Raw genomic sequence first — 19,422 nt, 5'->3', positions numbered from 1 at the left:
TATCACTTGTGAACAAGAAATGCCCTTCTTCTCAGTATTTCTCTACCTTTCTTATCCATCTTGTTGTTTACCCACTCACTTAAAATGCACTAACACACATAACGAGTTGACGTTACGATTTGTTACGAGTCAAATCACAAATCTAAACGCAAGCTAAATAGACGTACAAAAAACAAACATATTGAAATAAAAAGAATTTCTAATCTAGAAAAAATAAAACGTCGTTTTTATAAATTCGCCATCTCACAAATATCCTTAAACACAGTTTTATTAATTACGCATATCAGATATTATTTATGCCGAAGTTTATCGAAACAATCGATTAACTTCATAATTTATTTGAGTTTCAAACAGTTAGTTTTTAACTTGAAAACTTATCGTTAACCCAATATTAAGTACCTAAGCGTACAATAAGAAACATTGGGAATAGAATTATATTGATGTGCATGTTGTTTTAACGAATGCATGAAGCAATCGGTAAATTTGTAACACCATAGAGTTTTATTTAGCCAAGATGAAAAAGTTAATTTTATTATTTATATGGACATTTCTGTCTGCCTCTCCTTTTGCCTTTGCAAAACAAGCAGATAACGAAGTCAAAAGTCACATACCACAGAATCAAATTGAACAAGTGTTCAAACAAGCAAAGTTAGATGACGTAGTAGACTTTAAATTGTTTCGTGACGCTTACATCGCGTACAAAAAAACACCCGATAGAAAGAAATCAGTACTAACCATCATCGACTATAGTAAACCATCGACTGAAAAACGCTTTTATGTGGTTGATTTAGATAAAAAGAAGCTTATCTACAATACTTATGTTTCTCACGGTGTGAACAGTGGAAAGAAAACAGCGACGCAGTTTTCAAACGTGGTGAACTCGCGTAAAACATCGCTGGGTACGTTTTTGACTGACACCACCTACTACGGATCAAATGGTTATTCACTTCGATTAGATGGTCTAAGCTCAGGGTTGAACGATAAAGCTCGCGAGCGTTATATCGTTGTGCACGGTGCCGACTATGCTAACCCTTCTTTTATCAAGAAGAATGGTTACCTTGGGCGCAGTTGGGGTTGCCCTGCACTGCCAAAGAAGTTGTCTCGTGAGATCATTGACACCATAAAAGGCGGCAGTGTTATTTACGCAAGCGCATAACCGGGGGCAACTCATGTGGGGAAGAATGCTCTATTTCTTCCCCAACAAATAATCGGATTGGCTCAAGCTTCCTTTTATCAAGACTCTCTTTACCTGTTTATCCAGTTTTCGCTTGCTTCAACGCTAAAATTATTTAGGTATTAGCTTATACCCAAATAACATCAGAAAACTCTGTTCATCCCTCTTCCATCTCGTTAGTATACGCTGAGTTGGTCAGACACCGATTTTCATTGTTATCATAGTGTCACTAAGATTCCGTAGTCATAGTATAGTGATAGTCTATGACGTTATATGTTTAGGGTTACTTCTTGCGTTATCTACACCGTATATTATTGATGCTTTCATTGTCCCTATTTTCAGGGTTCATCGCTGCCTCATATGCGCATACGTATCACCACACTAAACATTACACCTCTGAACGCTTACTTAAACTCGCGCAACAAGACGATTTTGAACTAGCACACAGCGAATTCCATACATTTGCCTCTCCAAGTTCTTGGGGCTCAGAAGGTTATTATCTGCACATAAAGCGCGAGTTGTTAGCGCTGGTTTCCTGCCGTCGAACATCCGCCACTGATGGTGTTTTATCATCTGATTTTACTCCTGATTATTTTTTACTTGTTGCTTTCTCTTCCCCACCACTATTGGAATTGGCGAAACAAGCATCTCGCTTACCTCTTGATGGTTATGGCGGGCTGATGAGTAAACGCTCTCTCTATCGACTCTCAGGAAGAAAAGAAGCCAATTTGATGTACGTCTTTACTCATGGTCGCAACGCCTTCCCTGTTGTTTAACTTTTTATGACATACAGAGAACACGGAAATGTAACGATGAGAACCAATACGCTCATTGTTACTAGAACCAATTTGAGGTCCATATAATGACAAAATTCGCTACGACTATCGCACTAGCATTACTATTTGCAACGGGCTCTGCCTTCGCTAACACAGAAGCAAAGCCAGAAGAAATGAGCAATGAGACTCTGCTAGAGTGTGCCAATGTTTCTAATGCACGTATTGCGGTTCCTGAACACAGAGCGATGTTCAGACACTACCTAATGTCTGAAAGAAACTATAGTTTCAGCCAGTTATCTTCTGCTGAGCTTGAATTTAAAGCAGCAGATAAGAATGAATCCGAAGTAGAAACTATCTACAAGTCTCAGTGTAAAGAGGTTGGCGAGTACCTATATAGCATTGGCTATTAAACTCGAAACCCTAACGACACTCAAAAAGAAAGGCGCATACATTGCGCCTTTCTTTTTACTGATAAAAACCAGCCGATTAGATGTCTAATCTGTATACAAGCTTAAAAGTGCAAATCAAAGTAAACTTACTGAGAAAACTCTGACACATCCTTGGATTTACAGAACGCTCGACGTGCTTTAACAAACAAGAAACTAAGCACCCCAATCACAAGAGTAATTATTGGGGCCGCCATTAATAGCATTGTGATCGTTTTGCTTATATTCTCTGGTAACAAGGGAAGTAATAAACCAAAACCGCATAATATCAGCGTCCATAAAATCGCACTCAGCCACGCAAAGTAATGGAATTTACTAATACCTTTCACTCGCAACCCCATCATTAATGGCAATAGGGAACGAACAACCGGAATAAACCGCGCACAAAAAAGCGCGATCAATCCATGTTTACTGAGTAATACGTCGACCTGTTCCAAACGCTTTTGAGGAACCGCGCTCACCCAGCCTTGGACCTTAGGTAAGCGATTTAGCCACTTGCCTTGTAAGTAAGCCGCCCAACTTCCCAATCCCGCACTAACAGCTATCACCAACATGATCATTATTGGATCAAGGACACCAACCGCCGCCAGCGTACCGGATAATACGACGACACTGTCGCATGGGAATGGCGCAGCAGGAATAAAACCACTTTCCAAAAAGATAAGCGCAGCAACAACAAAATAAACCAATCCTGCACCGCCTGGCGCCATTAACGCCGTAAAATCTTGATGCCAAAAGGCACTCAAGACCTGAATTATCGAATCAAACATAAACCGCTCCTAAGCATAACTAACCAAAAATTGTAAAAACATGGAATGTGTTAGCGAGCATGTATAAAGCGGTATATGAGATTCGATTCTTTCCTCGCACCGATTCTGTATTTAGAATGAGTAAAAATACTTTCAACACAACGACCTAAAGCCTCATTGCCGATGCGTTTTAGTAGCCCCATCGAGTGAATTGCCGAACGATGTGTCCACCAAACTACAGCAAGCGTTTCAAACCATTCGAGTTCTACATCGTCGTTCGAGCTCGTTTCCTTAGAATGGCTAACCCTCAATATATTCCGGCTGTTTAAACTCGGATAGTCTTGTTGTATTGGAGAGGCAGGGTGTTCTGAAAAGTGCTTCGACTTAGCGTCAACAGCAATATTCTGGTTATGAAATGAAAGAAAATTTGGGTATGAGTGCGCCATACTCATGCTCGGAGCCAACAAGCAGAAAAGTAGTCCGAGTAAAGCAATCAGAGTCGTACGCACAAAGGTAACCAAAACCAAAATAATAAGTTCTTTTAACCCTGTGCGTAACGATTGGCAATTAGTATTCTTAATCGTTAAGAATACTAATTATTTTTCACCGTAAGGGTAGTTTTCAAACATTTTCGCAATTTCTTCTTCAATCAGAGACTCTCTTTTCTCAGAGCTCATAGATTCAGATAGTTTCCTGCTTGAAACACCTTTCCACACAACCTGATTAGCCTTTGCATCAACAAGCTCTACCACCAGTTTGCCATACTTACGTTCTTTGTATCTTTCCGGGCTTGAAGTGATCACGCCAAAGCTATTCCAACCATAACCGAAACTCACCGAAGACCCAGAAGAGACAAGCTCGGACTCTTCGACGATATCATGATGAACGTAAAGGTCCCCTCCACTATTCACTTTAATTAGGCCCTTGTCTTCAAGCTGTTCAGCCAATCCTTGTTCAATACGTCGACCATCAATACTCGTAGGGGCTTCTGCTTGGGCACCGAAATCAAACGTTCTGTAAGCTGAAAAATCGGCTTGCTTATCAACATCCGTCGTTACGGTTGTACAAGCAGACACGAGCATCATCACCGCCCCTAATATCAAACCTTTCCACATGTTAAATCTCCTTTGGTTAAGCTGACTGTTTCAGCGGAATTACGCTAGTGCTATACATACGCTTCAGCAGTAAAAAGTAATCATTTCAATATCTAGTCTTGACCATGAAACGTGACTGTTCAATAAACGCGATTAACCTTTACACTGACAATCTTGAATCTCATCAATGCCTAAACGCTAGTAGACAGTGTGTTTGCCCCTAATTAGCAGCCATCGATTTTAGAAGCGGAATCGCTGACCCTCCTGAAAAACAGAGACAATGGACACTTTAACACCAAGGTGCTACTTTTTTAGGCATCTGACAAACAATTGATGAGAAAAGACTTTTCTTTTTCGTTCAGTGTGGCATATTACCTGAGTCCTATCGATGCGCGGGCATCGTATAATGGCTATTACCTCAGCCTTCCAAGCTGATGATGCGGGTTCGATTCCCGCTGCCCGCTCCAATCTCTTTTATCTCAATCTACTCAAAAGAATCCGATGGCGGAGCAAATAGACAGCGCCAACGTTGTTTCCACGTTAAATTTGGTCGTGTTACGTCATAAAACATATCTTTCCATTCTGCAAACGTCACACGAATGGGATTAAAGCTGTTTACAGGTTTAGAAATTCCATACCTAACGGTTTCCACTTCTGGTTCAAACGTTCCAAACATCCGATCCCAGATAATCAACACTCCCGCGTAATTTTTGTCGATGTACTGACGGTTTATACCATGATGAACACGATGATGAGATGGCGTGTTAAATACCCACTCTAGCGGTCCAAGCGAGCGAATTGATTGAGTATGAACAAAAAACTGTAAGCCCAGATTAAACAGCACAACGAAGACGACCCACTTAGGATCAAAGCCAACAATCACCAAAGGCAACCAGAAAATCCACATTCCCGCTAACGGATACATCAAGCTTTGACGAAACGCGGTGCTGAAATTCATTCTCTCCGAGCTGTGATGGACCACGTGCGCAGCCCACATCCAACGAATACGGTGGCTAGCTCGATGAAACCAGTAATAGAAAAAGTCTTGCAGAACGACAAGTAGCAAAAACGCTGAAACGCTCATTTCGATATCAAACAATCGCCAATCAAACCACCACAAATATAACTGAGCAATCAGTAAACCCGTGAGTATGTCTGTCGCTTGGTGTAAGCCCGCAAGCACAAAATTACATACAACTTCCGGAATATAATACATCGCGCTTTCAGGCAAACGTCCCCTTCGTTGTCCAAACCAGTACTCTGCAACCATACATAAAAAGAAAACAGGCGCCAAAATCATCAGAAGTAATTCAGGGCGTTCCATCAACTGTGTCCAATCCATTGTGTTTCTACCATTTTGCATAGTGATCTTCAGTCAGACCTATGACTTCTTCTAACTGATGTTTGATACCATTCCCATCAACGATGTAGCCAGAGAAATAGCCGATATATTGACGAAAATTGCTTTTGAGAAACCAAAAGTTCTTCTTTTCTGAACGTCGGTTTAAAGGCGTGAACACTAGGTCAATCCGTTTGTCTTCCGACGTTATATACCATCTTTGTCCTTCATCATTTCGTGAAAATTGAAACTGAACAGACTGTAAAAAATGCCGTTCACCATTAATCCAGAATACATTTTCACAGTAGCCCGTTTCATTGACACCCGCAGCTAAGTTCAGCCCCAATCGTCTGCCGCTTTCAAAGCAATTAATACTCGCCCAGCGCCAGCTTGTCTCCCGTCGCATGTACCCAGCGGAAAAGTCGTAACCAGCAGCCACTTCTGAGAGATCTTGTTCCTTTCCTAATATGAATAAATTGCCATCTACCGTTAACGCATTATGTTTCTGCGTATAAGTCCAACCCGCATAACCGGTTGGCGTACATAACATTAATGGCAAACTCATACTTTCTGGACGTAAGTAGAGATCAGCATTGACAGATTTCGTCACAAAGTGGACGTGCCAAATACCATTCTGAATAGAAAACTGAATACTTTTGTCAGCAAGATGGGCATGACTAGACCAACTGGAAGGCTGAGTTTGATAATCAATATTAAAAGGCTTTAACCACTGCTGCTCCACTAACTCATTATTTTGAATATCAAACAGATAGCAAAAACCAGATGCTAAATACCTAATATCCGCAATCGCAACCCCAATCACGTAGTTAGGTGTGACCAAATTAACGAACTGAAACTGCTTATAATCACAGTAACGGCGCCACTTAGACGCTGGCTTATCCATCTCATCAAGGTAGGTAAACTTATCTAACTGTAAAGATGTGGGAATCCCATCAAGATGGCCAAACACTGGTAGACCGTTTTGCTGAATAAACGAGTCCAGAGTCTTAAGCTCATGCATATTTTTATCTTTTTCGAGTCAACACGCTCAGATGTTAACACTACGTTAACAAAAACAATTTGCGTGACAGCACAACAATATCGACTAATTTGGCTTCTGCTCGCTATATGTGAAACCGATCACTCAACCATCCAATCATGTCACTCACTTAATCTTCCTCATCAATAGGAAATTGAGCGTTCTCATCCGCAGGAAAGACCATTATAGCCATTGAGAATTGGTCAAAATCACTATTTAATGGGAATAAATTCATATAAACTGATTGCTTATTCATATCAAGGAAGAGATCTATGTCACACATACACGATACTATTGTTGCGTTGCAACACAGTAGCCCGGCTCAAAAAGAGTTTTACCAAGCCGTAGAAGAAGTATTAACTTCTCTCGCTCCAGTCATAGAAAGCAATAATAAATATAAAGAACAAGCGATTATCCAAAGAATCGTAGAACCAGAACGTCAAATCATGTTTCGAGTTCCTTGGGTCGATGACGCAGGGAATGTGCAAGTAAACAAAGGCTACCGCGTCGAGTTTAACTCCGCGTTAGGTCCATACAAAGGCGGACTGAGGTTCCATCATTCAGTGAACGCGAGCATCATAAAGTTCCTCGGCTTTGAACAGATTTTTAAAAACGCGCTTACTGGCCTTCCAATTGGTGGCGGAAAAGGCGGTTCAAATTTCGATCCTAAAGGAAAATCTGACGGTGAAATCATGCGATTTTGCCAATCATTTATGAACGAGTTATACCGCCACATTGGTCCTGTTACCGATGTTCCTGCTGGCGATATCGGCGTCGGTGCGCGTGAAATTGGTTATATGTTTGGTCAATATAAGCGATTGACGGGCCGCTACGAAGGGGTACTTACAGGCAAGAGCCTTCTTTGGGGGGGCTCACTTGTTAGGAAAGAAGCAACGGGATATGGAACCGTATATTTTGCGGAATGCATGCTCAATGACCGTAATGATTCACTCAAAGGCAAAACTTGCCTCGTTTCTGGCGCAGGTAACGTCGCTATCTATGCAATTGAAAAGCTATACCACATGGGAGCAACCCCAGTAACATGCAGCGATTCTAGAGGCACGATCTATCATGAGCACGGTATTGACCTGCAGCTCCTCAAGCAACTTAAAGAAGTGAAAAGAGCAAGTTTAGAAGAGTATTTAGACACTTACCCTGAAGCAGAGTATACGCCGTTGGGTGACTATCCTAATGAAGGGCATGCTGTATGGCGATATCAAGCTGACGCCGCATTCCCTTGCGCGACCCAAAATGAACTAACGTCAAACGATGCTCTTGCTCTTATCGATAATGGGTGTGTTTTGATTAGTGAAGGCGCAAACATGCCAACCACTCGTGATGCGGCCAATATCATCGTGGATTCCGAAATGGCTTATGGGCCAGCGAAAGCAGCCAATGCAGGCGGCGTTGCAACCAGTCAACTTGAAATGGCACAAAATGCCAGCATGCAAAACTGGACCTTCGAGCAAGTCGATAGCCAGTTGCAGGCCATCATGAAAAACATCTTTATTAATGCAAACGAAACCAGTCGAGAGTTTGGTCAGCCTGGTAATTTAGTTTTAGGCGCAAACATTGCCGGCTTTAGAAGAGTCGCTGATGCGATGATCGAGCAAGGCATCGTTTAGTTCACAATAGCCAGCAGCCGGACTGCTGGCTTAACACTATTCGGCGATATACTTCGCTTTGACACAGAGTTTCATTTAATCCGCAATAAGCGTCGTCACTTCAGTTTTAACCGAATTGGCGATAAAACAATTCTCATGAGCCATGTGGTGCATTTTTTCTAATTGAGATCGTGTCGGTTTATCATCACCAGCAAATGTTATTTTAGGGTTTAGTGTTACCTTAGACACCCATTCTTTTCCATTTTCACCTTTTTTCAGCTCCCCTACTGCTTCATCTAGGTAGCGATCCACAACGTAACGTCGTTTCGCCGCAATAGAGAGAAAAACAAGCATGTGACAACTGGAAAGTGCCGCAACAAATGCTTCCTCCGGGTCAACGTTTTCTTCGACAGATAGCGGCAACGGCACTACGTGTGGAGATGGTGACGCAGGGACTTGCAACCCGCCATCAAACTTCCAAATGTGCGCCCGACTATACTGGTTATCACTGAATACTTCGTCAGCTTCGCGATGCCATTCGATTAAAGCGGAATGCTTACTCATTCTAACTCCCTAATTTTCTCATTGACGAATCAACACATCCATTCACGTCATAGTAAACCATAACGAAACAAGGTAAGGAACGTATGAACTCAGAGAGGTTACAAAATTTGTTGAGGATCGACGTTTTTTTTCTGTATGTCATCCAGAAGTCGATTAGCCTGATGGATGTTGACTTGTAATCGGTTGATTAGCATCTGTAACCGCTCAATTTCAGGAGTTTGCTTCGCTTTGAGCGTGTTTTCTAGCGCCTCCGTTTGTCCAGCTAAAATCGGCAAACCAAGGTTCAATGCCACACCTTTTGTTTTATGCAACGTGTCTTCTAGAGACGCGAAATCTTCAGCCATAAAATAATCAATAAGTTCATCAACCGATGATTCAAAATCGACAATAATACTTTTTAGTAGCTCATCTATCGCTTCCGGCGCTTCTTGCAAAGAAATGAGCATCTCTGAACTGGATAACTCTTCTTCTGTCAGCCGTAGCTTCTCTATTGGCTTGCGCTGCAACTGGAGAACGTTGTTGTCATTCGTTAATGGTAAATTCTCTTTTGGTTCGAGCCTCGTCGCAAACTGTTTAAGAGCGTCCGAAAAGCTCTCTTGTTGTAGCGGTTTTGTAAGCACATGATCCGCTCCGGCTTGAATAAAGCTATCATGCGCCTCACGAAAGACATCTGCCGTATACGCAAAGAGTAATGTTTTGATACCTAACTCTTGTCGAATCACACGCGTCGCTTCAACACCATTCATCTCAGGCATGTGATTGTCCATCAAAATCAGATCATATTCGTTATCTCTCGCCTTTTTAACCGCCACCAATCCGTTTTCAGCAACATCGACCTCATGTCCCAACTTTTCGCAAAACCCTTTCGCCACAATGGCGTTCACTCGATTATCTTCAGCAAGCAATATCTGCAAATTGTGTGTTTTCTTGCGCGTTTTGGGGGGCTCTTGTGCCTTTGGAAGTTCGCATTCAACCCAAGGAATGGGCAGTTCGACGATGAATTGACTTCCGACGCCCTCCACACTTTTCAAGGTAATCTTGCCATCCATCAAGCCAGTTAATTTTTTAACTATTGCCAAACCAAGCCCTGTACCTCCAAATTTTCGGGTAGTTGAAGAATCGGCTTGCTCAAACGAGTTGAAAACATGTTCTTGCTTGTCTAGCGCGATACCAATACCAGTATCACTCACAATCATCACCAAGCAATGATTTACCTTATCAAGTTCCGTTCTGATTAACACATGCCCTTCACTGGTAAACTTCACCGCGTTGCCAGCAAGATTAAACAAAATCTGTCGTAAACGTGCGCAGTCTCCGGTAAATTCAATGTATTCAGGCACTTCATTTTCCACGATCAATTCGATATTTTTTTCATCGATGAGCGGTTTTATTGCGCTACACACAGGAGAAATGACTTGGTCTAAATTGAACTTAGCCTGCTCAAATTCCAGTTTGTTTTCTTCAACTTTAGAGAAATCCAAAATATCGTTAAGAATCGTCATCAAGTGTTGGCCAGAATCAAGAATGACTTTCACGTACTCTTTAGTCGTCGGCTCTTTGGTTTCCTCTGCAATCATTTGAGAAAGGCCTAATACACCATTCATCGGCGTTCTTAATTCGTGACTCATTGCGGCGAGAAAACTTGATTTGGCTTTTGCTGCTCGCTCGGCTTTATTTCGAGCCTCCTCGATTTCGAGGTTCAATTGTTTCAAGTTGTACATTCGATATTGCGACTGATACAAAAATGCACTGACTAACAACATCACGGCAATAAAAACAAACAACCAAGTGAAACGCGCTTCACTTTGGGCAATATTGAGTAGCCGATGCTCCGCATCCTCGATAAAAACAAAGTATCCATGATCAAGCAGTTCATTCGTGAGTAGTTCTATCCTTTTATCGCTCGCTTGAAGCCGATCTAAGAAATTGGCTTCACTTTCACTCTCAACTACGTTTTGTGTCAAAAGCAGTTGGTTGAGAAACTCAAAATAGTGATGCCCACTCAACGTCTTTCCGGTATCGGTAGAAATATCTTGCTGATATAAGTTGAATAGCATTAATAACGCGTATTGATTCTCTACCTGAACGCCAATCAACATATCGAGCTTCAGCGTTGTATCAAGCACACGGTTTTTGAATAGATTGAGCGTATCCTCAACTTTTTTATGATTGGGCGTAACAAGGAACCAAACTGACTCCCTTGATGAATTTAGCAATTTCTCTGCAGCGACTTCTATATCCACTAAAGATGTCGTCAGTTCATAGTTCTTCCTATCTTCAACCGCATATCGATTCACGATAACATCGCGCTCTTCAATCAACTTGTGCCCAATATCCGTCAACTCCGCGTGGAATTCTTGTGCACTTTTTGAATTCACATGTGACATGTACGCCAATACACAACACGTCAGCATGGCAATAAAAAAGCAGAGATTAACCAGTTTGAATTTACTCATTTTCCAACACCTCTAAAATCACGGGTCTGGGTGCTGTCAAAGACTGTAAGAACGCTTCAATATCAGCGACACTTTCATCGCTCATCGTAATTCCGAGCTGCGTTTTCGCCATAATCTGTATCGCCTCGGATAACTGGTCAACTCGTCCGTTATGAAAATAAGGGCTTGTTAGGGCGACATTACGTAAACTGGCGACTCTAAAATAGAATTGTTCTTCACTTTCCGTCGTAATCAGGTGCCGTCCCGAATCCTCTACTACTGGCTTATCTTTGAAATAGGCGAACCTTTGTATCATCGCTCCGCCAATATTTTTGCCCTGATGACACTGTACGCAACCTGAAGACTGAAATGTTTTCCACCCCCTAATTTGCTGCTCACTGAGGACATGGGTGTAACCCAGTAAGTAGGCATCGAATGGAGCACCTGGAGTTTGGAGCCCTTCGACAAACTCCACAATGGCGGACTTAATATTGTTAATATTAATCGGTAGCTCACCATCACGACTAAATAGTGCTTGATAACGTTCGCTTCCTTTCACGTACTGCTCTATTGTTTGCCAGTTTGAGTCCATTTCTATTGGATTGTGGATTGGCCCATCAATCTGAGCCATCAAAGTGTTTTCGGTACCATCCCATAAAAAACGATAATTTAACGCTGCATTAAACACTGTGATGGAATTTCGAGTTCCATCACCTTTCACTCCTGTAGAGACGGGGGTATTTTCAGCGCCATTGGTTTGCAAGTTGTGGCACGTCGCACAACTGATGCTACCGTTTGAAGATAGCTGAGGATCACGAAAGAGATGCCAGCCAATTCTCGCCAGCTTAATATCTACGACAGGGTCACCTTCTATCGGCTGAACTAACGAAATATCACCTAGCACCTTAGCATTTCTTGCGATTGTTGCTTGGCTCAAAATGAGTGTCACAACAACTAATGTGATTATGCTGAATTGCCTCATCAACTGCATACCTTACACTTGCCATTAGTATGAAGTTAGTTGCATTTTTAGGTTTTTTCCATTAATGGAAAACGGTTACCAGAGCTGCACGTGGAGGGACTTTTATTTAAAGCTCAGATAAGGAGCAAATGACGAAGGCGAGTAACGAAGAATTGACTCGCTTCGTGGAGTTATGTGTGCATATTGAATTCTAGATTTAGCTTATAGAAGCCAGCAACCTTTGAACCCAAGTAATCTCACCATAGGAGATGAGATCGAAGATAGTAAAGAAAATGGCACAGATAATGGCCAGTTTGACCAAGCGTTGAACAATAAACATCATAATTACCCATCATTTTTTCGCAGTTTACTATTACAAAAGAAGTTTAGATACAGAAGAAAAACACTAGTTACACTAATAGACTGTTTTATAAAAAGATTTACACCTTAGCTAGCTGCACGATTAAACCGTAATTTGAGCGCGCGGTACTTTATTGAGCATTTTAATTGCAAACACGAAAATCTGGTAATTAGAGCAAACGTTTCACTTACCATATCAGCTCAGCAAATCCTTCATTTTATCTCTATAATTTGAATCTATATCAACAATTTCTGTTAGAACATGTCGTACACTTTCAGTGAATTAACATCTATAACTATTTTTTAATGAAAACACTTCGCTTGTTTAACTTGAATCTTCGCTATAAAACCGCCTTATACTTTTCATTAGGACTGCTGGGCATGGTCATCAGCTTCCTTTTTATTAGCCGTTATTTTTTCCTGTATAGCTTAGATGAGCTCGAAGACATGGAAATTAACCATGCGAATCAGCAAGCACTCGCTGTCATCGACATGATGGTGAGCCAGCAAGAGAGCGCCTCATACGATTGGGCGTACTGGGACGAAACATACGATCTGTTTGTTGATCGTGATATTGCGAAATATACCGAGCGAAACCTTTACACAGAAAGCATTGATGCGTTAAACCTCGATATGATGGCGTTTATCACGACTAATGGACAAACCCTGCTCTCCTTGACTCGTGAAGATAACCCCGACACTTCTTCAGAACTCACCGCTAAAATGGCGAATCAACCTACTCTTCAAGATTACATCAAGTCCATGAATCACAAGCTTGATATCCATAGAGAGAGCATCTCAGGGTTGTTTAAAATCAACGATACTATTTGGGGTCTTAGCCTCAGCCCAGTTAGAAATAGTGAAGGCGACCGCCCTTCTAACGGATGGATGCTTTGGGGAAGAAACCTATCTTTGCGCTTTCCTGGAGACTTTAAATCCATTTTAACTGCGGAAAACTCATTAGAGACACAGATGGTAAGTGAATCAGACAGTAGTCAGATGCGGGATATAGAGAAGACCTCGCGGTCAATAACAAAATGGGCCTCACTCTCTGATTTATCTGGTGAACCGATCGCATGGCTAAAAACGAAAACACAGCGAGAGCATTATGCCAAAGGTAATACGCTATTCATGTATCTGTTTGCAACGGTTGGCGTTGTAGCATCAATCATCGCTGCCGGCACCTACATCACGTTTAAAAATAAGGTCGCCACTCGCTTTAATCATTTTGCTGAAGGAATAAGCGAAATCGCCTCTCAATACCAACTTGAAGGGCTGCATTCTGTAAAAGTAGACGAATTAGAGTTAGCGACAAAACTGGTACAAAAGCTCTCTGAAAATACATCGTTAACCCAACTGCAATTGAAAGACTCGATGGAAAAGTTTGGTGCTCTGTACCATAGCTCCTCACTAGGCATGCTAATTGTTATTGATCGTAAAATTGTCGATGTAAACCAACGAGCGTTAGATCTGTTGAGCTACAGCAAATCGCAATTGATAGATCGTCCTCTAGACACCTTGTGCCCATCGGAGGACGATGAATGTCGAGTTGACGCAATGTTCAGAGAGCTGAAAAACGGTAAAACACAATTCGAAGCTCAAGTGCTCGATAGCAATACCGAAGAAATCGACTGTTTGATAGAAGCCACGCTCATTCAACATCATGGTCAGAGTGCACTGATGTTGTTGCTTCAGGATATGAGAGAGACAAAACAGCAAGCAGAAATGATCCAAAAACTCACCGACTTTGATCCGGTATCCGGTTTCTGTAATCGTCCTGTCATTCTCAATGCACTGCACGAGCTCGTAGAGACACGGCCAAACCATTTTTCGTTTGTGTACATTAACAGTAAGACTCTCAAGCAAATTGCAGGGGTATACGGTCACCTCATTTTTGATGAAGTGATTCAATACATCGCATCCGCAATACGCGAGCAATTAGGGGCATTCCAAATAGGCCGAATTAGTGAGCATGAATTTATCGTTTTGATTCCAGATATCGAGCACCACCAAAAAGCGATAGATGCTACCAATCGATTACTGAATCATTTGTCACATAAGGTCCAGCTCTCTGGGATCATGATGTCATTAGACAGTAAAGCGGTGATGATGGACCTAAACATTACTCACCAATCTGTCGAGCATTTGCTGCTTGCAGCACGTTTCTCATCACAATCCGCTAAGGGTCGTCACTCTCACGAAGTATTAGTCATTGATGAAGAACTATCAGAGCAAGCGGAAACGTCTATGGTGATCAATCGCGATTTAGAAAATGCCATTAGACAAGATGCGATTAAACCTTTTTTCCAGCCTATCGTGGATGCTAAAACCACTGAAGTCATTAGCTTTGAGGCACTTGCTCGTTGGCAACATCCAACATTAGGGATGATTTCACCAGAAGTATTTATTCCGATGGCAGAACAAGGAAAACTTATCGTCGAATTGGGAGAGTCCATTCTCAAACAATCGTGCGAATTTATCAGTCGGCTCAATGGAGTTCGTCATGCGCAAGGTCTGTCGATGTTAAGCGTGCATGTGAACTTAAGCGCGCAGCACTTTTATCATTCAGGACTGATGCCCTACCTAAAAAAAGTGATGGCTCAATACAACCTCTCTGCGGGCCAGCTTGTGCTTGAAATTACCGAAAGTATGTTGATGGGCGGAGAAATAGAATCAATCCAAAGCATTCAAGACATCAAGCGACTTGGTGTTGGACTCGCTTTGGATGATTTTGGTACTGGATACGCATCATTCAGTAGCGTATGTAATTTCCCATTGGATATTGTGAAGCTGGATAAATCTTATATCGACGAGATTGAAACCAATGACAGAGCGAAAACACTGGTAAGAAACATTGCCAACATGTCTCAAGAATTAGGGTTAACGATTGTCGCCGAAGGTGTTGAAACCGCGAGCCAAGTACGCAAGCTTAAAGTTTGGAATATTGATGAGTTGCAAGGGTTTTACTTCCACAAACCGATGCCTGCCGAGCAAGCACTCGTTCAATTTTCTCGCCACGTAAACAGTTAGTCTCTCTCCTCTAAGACACATTAGGAAGGCAAAGTGATTACCGTCACTTTGCCTTTTTGTTGAACCTTTTCACACCAGACGCCCCACGATTCGTGACTACCGATATTCATATTAAGGCCCGTAGCCTCAGATATGCCATGATAAATGCTGATATGACTAATTCGAGTGATCAATTACTTATTTGCACTAGTATTACTGCGTATATACTTGAATTAGGTTTTCAAAAAGTCCCTGTGACCGCACAAGGAGGACTGCATGAAACGACTATGGATATGGGTCTTACCTTTACTTTTGTTTGCTAGTCAAGCACTGGCCAATACTGTCTGGATTGTTCCCGTCAAAGGCGCTATAGGTCCTGCTACCAGCGACTATTTGTCTCGTGAGATAGAAGAGGCACAACTCAACGGTGTCAGTTTAGTGATCTTAGAGATGGACACTCCTGGCGGCTTAGACAGCGCAATGAGAGATATTATTCACGCAATTACCACCTCCTCCACTCCAATTGCAACTTGGGTTGGCCCGTCAGGATCTAGAGCGGCTAGCGCAGGGACGTACATTTTACTCGCCAGCCACGTTGCTGCCATGGCTGAAGCCACTAACCTTGGCGCGGCAACACCCGTCGCGTTAGGTGGTGCCCCTCAGCCCCCTTCATCGGATGATGGCAAAGATCAAAACGCGGAAGAAACGTCAGAAGGAACCAACGAAAGTTCAGAGAAAGTTCCTGCGAAAACCGCGATGGAGAAAAAGGTGATTAATGATGCTAGAGCCTATATTAAAGGCTTAGCAAAGCTTCATGGCCGAAATGCAGAGTGGGCAGAGAAAGCAGTGAGCGAAGCAGCGAGTTTGGACGCCACAGAGGCATTGGAATTAAACGTTATTGATTATATAGCCAACTCACCAGAGGATTTAGTCAAAGCCATTGATGGACAAACTGTTAAAGTTAATAATCGCGATGTGACATTGCCACTGGAAAATCCCGTATGGATTGAAAGAACACCCGATTGGCGAGCAGAAATGCTAGCCGTTATCACAAACCCAAACATCGCCTACATCCTGATGCTCATTGGTATCTACGGTTTGCTTCTTGAGTTTTACAACCCAGGCATTGGCTTACCCGGCGTGTTGGGTGGTATTTGTTTGCTCCTCGCCATGTATGCCTTACAAATGATGCCTGTGAACTACGCTGGGCTTGGTCTGCTGTTACTCGGAATTGCACTGATGATCGCGGAAGCATTCAGTCCGAGCTTTGGCATTTTGGGCTTAGGTGGTGTTGTCGCCTTTGTGCTCGGTTCCATATTCCTAATGGACAGTGAGTTGCCAGGATTTCAGATCGCCCTTCCTTTAATTTTCGGTATTTCTATCTTTTCTGTCGCGCTGATCGTGTTGACGGTCGGCCTGCTGCTCAAAATACGCCGACGACGTGTGACAACAGGTTTAGAAACTTACCCTGGGAAAATCGCTGTCGTGAGCGATGACTTTATCGATGGCGAAGGACGCGTTCAACTCGATGGTGCGCTATGGAGAGCCAAAACCAAAGACCATCAACAACTCAAACAAGGTGATCATGTCACCATTGTGAATGTGAAAGGGCTGACCTTAACCGTGATGCCTGATGACCGCCAAAATAAATAGGAGGCGCTTTATGATGCTCTATACTGTTGCGGTGATCGTGGTGCTGTTGTTCGCACTTGCGACCCAAATGTTTAAGGTTTTGAGAGAATATGAACGTGGGGTTGTATTCTTTCTTGGTCGCTTTCAAGAAGTAAAAGGCCCTGGCTTAATCATTCTTATCCCATTTATCCAACAAATGGTACGGGTGGATTTACGTACTGTCGTTTTGGATGTGCCGACACAAGACTTGATAACCAAAGATAACGTGTCTGTGCGCGTCAATGCGGTTGTTTATTTTCGCGTAGTCGATCCTCAAATGGCAATTAACAACATCGAAAGTTACAGCGATGCCACCAGCCAGTTAGCGCAAACCACGCTGCGATCAGTATTAGGACAACATGAACTGGATGAATTACTATCAGAGCGCGAGCGTCTCAATAAGGATTTACAATCCATCCTCGATCAACAGACTGATGACTGGGGCATCAAGATTGCCACGGTTGAAGTCAAACATGTTGATTTAAATGACAGCATGGTCAGAGCGCTAGCGCGTCAGGCTGAGGCAGAACGTAACCGTCGTGCGAAAATCATTCACGCTACCGGTGAGTTAGAAGCTTCTAATAAATTAAAAGAGGCAGCTCAAATGCTCAACGAAGCGCCGAATGCGCTGCAATTGCGTTACATGCAGACACTCACGGAAATCACGACAGACAAAACATCGACTATTATCTTCCCTATGCCGATCAACCTTGTCGAAGCCGTCAGTGATATCGCCGAAGCGGTAAAAAAGAATAACGAGACACAAGACAAATAAAAGCCATACTCAAGGAAGTAAGCTGTTTACACGTTACTTCCTTGCTTTAACTTGCTTGTTTTCGAAGAGCATTTAGTTTCTCTTTTAGTGTTTGGAGCACTCCCGCTTCATTACCGACAAACCTGTGTTAAAACAAGCTCTCCACGCTGTTTCGACATCATCGTCGTATTCAAAATCACACTCTTGAACCGTTTCGATAAGGCTTTCAAACCAAACATCAATATCCTGTGGTTCAATGCCAATATCGGAACTCGCATGCTTCTTACCATATTTCTCCACCATCTTGTGCGCCTCGTTAGAGGTATCGGCCATCATAAAAAACACGATAGATCCTCTAAGCATTCGCACCTGTTGGTGCATGTCGACACCATCAAACTTTTGTCTGAAGCTTGTACTTTTTGACCATAAATTCCTGTAAAACAAGTCGAAAAAGCCTTGGTTCGCGATACAACGTTCATAACTATCGTTGAAAACTTGAATCACGTTCATGTTGCTCTCCATCACCCTCTTAATATGAGTGTAATTTAATAATCATCAAAAGCATCTAAATGATGATGCCTAACCCTATGAAGCACGCCAATTTTCAATAAAAAGTAAAAAGTGATTCAAATAAACGCCCTCTTATCAATGAAAAAATATCCCGTATTATGAATCCATATTCGAGGTACGCATGGTTGTCGATGCTAAGCGCATCCTCATTTGTCACAAAAATAAAAAGGATACAAACGTGTCTCATCAAATCATTACTGATCTAAACAGCCGCTACACTGCTAAAAAATACGACGAAACTAAACGCGTTTCTCAAGAAGATATGGCAATCATCAAAGAAGCACTCCGTCTTTCAGCGTCTTCGATTAACTCGCAACCTTGGAAATTCATCGTGATTGAAAGTGATGAGGCCAAGCAACGTTTCCACGATACATTTGCAAATATGCACCAATTTAACCAGCCACATGCTAAAGCCGCGTCACATACGATTCTGTTTGCGTACGATCCAAACTTCACCAAAGAGAAGTTCGCGAAACGTGTGGATGCCGAAGTAACGTCTGGCCACCTACCGGCGGAAATGTACAACAACTTTATGGGCGCCTACGCTTTTGCCGATGCAAATACGGATGAAAATGGCTTTAACGGAAACTGGACAAAAGCACAAGTCTATTTAGCGCTAGGCAATCTACTACACACCTTGGCTCGTCTGGGTATTGACTCAACGCCGATGGAAGGTGTAGATCCAACACTGATTGGAGAAGTATTCAAAGAAGAATTAGAAGGCCATGTCTGTGAAGTTGCACTGGCGATTGGCTACCACAAAGACGGGGAAGATTATAATCATGGCCTACCAAAAGCTCGCCTTGCGATGGATGATGTAATTACGACTCTATAGTCGACCGTTTCCTTAGCTTAACTACTTAACTCATTGTTTAAA

The 19,422-nt window shown here is 42.5% G+C and carries 16 protein-coding genes and 1 tRNA gene; 9 read left to right on the top strand and 8 right to left on the bottom strand.

The features are described 5' to 3' along the window. Positions 1-514: 514 nt before the first annotated feature. The 3 genes from CBX98_RS17390 (at position 515) to CBX98_RS17380 (ending at position 2,360) form a co-directional block, all read left to right on the top strand. Positions 515-1,156, top strand: coding sequence for a murein L,D-transpeptidase catalytic domain family protein (locus tag CBX98_RS17390; protein WP_109169872.1), 642 nt, complete (start codon positions 515-517; stop codon positions 1,154-1,156). Between the two features lie 335 nt (positions 1,157-1,491). Further along, on the top strand, positions 1,492-1,950 hold the full coding sequence (locus CBX98_RS17385) for a hypothetical protein (protein WP_005397143.1): 459 nt from the start codon (positions 1,492-1,494) through the stop codon (positions 1,948-1,950). Positions 1,951-2,036: 86 nt separating this feature from the next. Next, positions 2,037-2,360, top strand: coding sequence for a hypothetical protein (locus CBX98_RS17380; RefSeq protein WP_046875977.1), 324 nt, complete (start codon positions 2,037-2,039; stop codon positions 2,358-2,360). Between the two features lie 125 nt (positions 2,361-2,485). Here CBX98_RS17380 and CBX98_RS17375 read toward each other — a convergent pair whose 3' ends face one another. Together CBX98_RS17375 and CBX98_RS17365 are read right to left on the bottom strand one after the other, a co-directional pair. Continuing rightward, entirely contained in the window at positions 2,486-3,166 is a 681-nt protein-coding gene (locus CBX98_RS17375; RefSeq protein ID WP_053807828.1) for a DedA family protein, read from the bottom strand. A 575-nt stretch (positions 3,167-3,741) separates the two neighbouring features. Further along, positions 3,742-4,260 (bottom strand): DUF4136 domain-containing protein, encoded by a 519-nt coding sequence (locus tag CBX98_RS17365; RefSeq protein ID WP_005397138.1) that lies wholly within the window; start codon positions 4,258-4,260, stop codon positions 3,742-3,744. A gap of 371 nt (positions 4,261-4,631) precedes the next feature. Here CBX98_RS17365 and CBX98_RS17360 point away from each other — a divergent pair. After that, positions 4,632-4,706 (top strand) — tRNA-Gly (locus CBX98_RS17360). A 17-nt stretch (positions 4,707-4,723) separates the two neighbouring features. On the opposite strand, the gene CBX98_RS17355 is transcribed toward CBX98_RS17360, so the two are convergent. After that, entirely contained in the window at positions 4,724-5,581 is an 858-nt protein-coding gene (locus CBX98_RS17355; RefSeq protein ID WP_172605985.1) for a sterol desaturase family protein, read from the bottom strand. A gap of 7 nt (positions 5,582-5,588) precedes the next feature. Continuing rightward, a complete protein-coding gene (locus CBX98_RS17350) occupies positions 5,589-6,599 on the bottom strand; it encodes a DUF2804 domain-containing protein (RefSeq protein WP_109169870.1) in 1,011 nt (336 codons plus the stop codon). A 290-nt stretch (positions 6,600-6,889) separates the two neighbouring features. On the opposite strand from CBX98_RS17350, the gene gdhA reads away from it, so the two are divergent. Then, positions 6,890-8,242, top strand: a complete 1,353-nt coding sequence (gdhA, locus tag CBX98_RS17345; RefSeq protein WP_048624940.1) for an NADP-specific glutamate dehydrogenase — start codon at positions 6,890-6,892, stop codon at positions 8,240-8,242. Between the two features lie 75 nt (positions 8,243-8,317). Here gdhA and CBX98_RS17340 read toward each other — a convergent pair whose 3' ends face one another. From CBX98_RS17340 to CBX98_RS17330, 3 genes are all read right to left on the bottom strand, one after another. After that, positions 8,318-8,785, bottom strand: coding sequence for an OsmC family protein (locus CBX98_RS17340; RefSeq protein WP_109169869.1), 468 nt, complete (start codon positions 8,783-8,785; stop codon positions 8,318-8,320). Positions 8,786-8,883: 98 nt separating this feature from the next. Continuing rightward, on the bottom strand, positions 8,884-11,241 hold the full coding sequence (locus tag CBX98_RS17335) for an ATP-binding protein (protein WP_109169868.1): 2,358 nt from the start codon (positions 11,239-11,241) through the stop codon (positions 8,884-8,886). After that, on the bottom strand, positions 11,234-12,202 hold the full coding sequence (locus CBX98_RS17330) for a cytochrome c peroxidase (RefSeq protein ID WP_172605996.1): 969 nt from the start codon (positions 12,200-12,202) through the stop codon (positions 11,234-11,236). The genes CBX98_RS17335 and CBX98_RS17330 overlap by 8 nt, the downstream gene beginning before the upstream one ends. 720 nt (positions 12,203-12,922) lie before the next feature. On the opposite strand from CBX98_RS17330, the gene CBX98_RS17325 reads away from it, so the two are divergent. From CBX98_RS17325 to CBX98_RS17315, 3 genes are all read left to right on the top strand, one after another. Continuing rightward, positions 12,923-15,571, top strand: coding sequence for an EAL domain-containing protein (locus tag CBX98_RS17325; protein WP_242446594.1), 2,649 nt, complete (start codon positions 12,923-12,925; stop codon positions 15,569-15,571). Between the two features lie 255 nt (positions 15,572-15,826). Further along, positions 15,827-17,203, top strand: coding sequence for a nodulation protein NfeD (locus tag CBX98_RS17320; protein WP_109169865.1), 1,377 nt, complete (start codon positions 15,827-15,829; stop codon positions 17,201-17,203). 10 nt (positions 17,204-17,213) lie between these two features. Then, the gene (locus tag CBX98_RS17315) at positions 17,214-17,996 is read left to right on the top strand and encodes a slipin family protein (RefSeq protein WP_109169864.1); all 783 of its coding nucleotides are present in this window, start codon (positions 17,214-17,216) and stop codon (positions 17,994-17,996) included. A gap of 84 nt (positions 17,997-18,080) precedes the next feature. Here the strand turns inward: CBX98_RS17315 and CBX98_RS17310 are convergent, their stop codons facing one another. Continuing rightward, complete coding sequence (locus CBX98_RS17310; RefSeq protein ID WP_046875967.1) at positions 18,081-18,485, bottom strand: globin; 405 nt, start codon at positions 18,483-18,485, stop codon at positions 18,081-18,083. Positions 18,486-18,723: 238 nt separating this feature from the next. Between CBX98_RS17310 and CBX98_RS17305 the strand changes: the two genes are divergently transcribed. Continuing rightward, positions 18,724-19,380 (top strand): NAD(P)H-dependent oxidoreductase, encoded by a 657-nt coding sequence (locus CBX98_RS17305; protein ID WP_031780265.1) that lies wholly within the window; start codon positions 18,724-18,726, stop codon positions 19,378-19,380. Positions 19,381-19,422 lie beyond the last annotated feature (42 nt).

Source organism: Vibrio sp. T9, assembly GCF_003123985.1.
GTDB lineage: Bacteria > Pseudomonadota > Gammaproteobacteria > Enterobacterales > Vibrionaceae > Vibrio > Vibrio diabolicus.
This window is presented reverse-complemented; position numbering and strand designations above follow the sequence as displayed.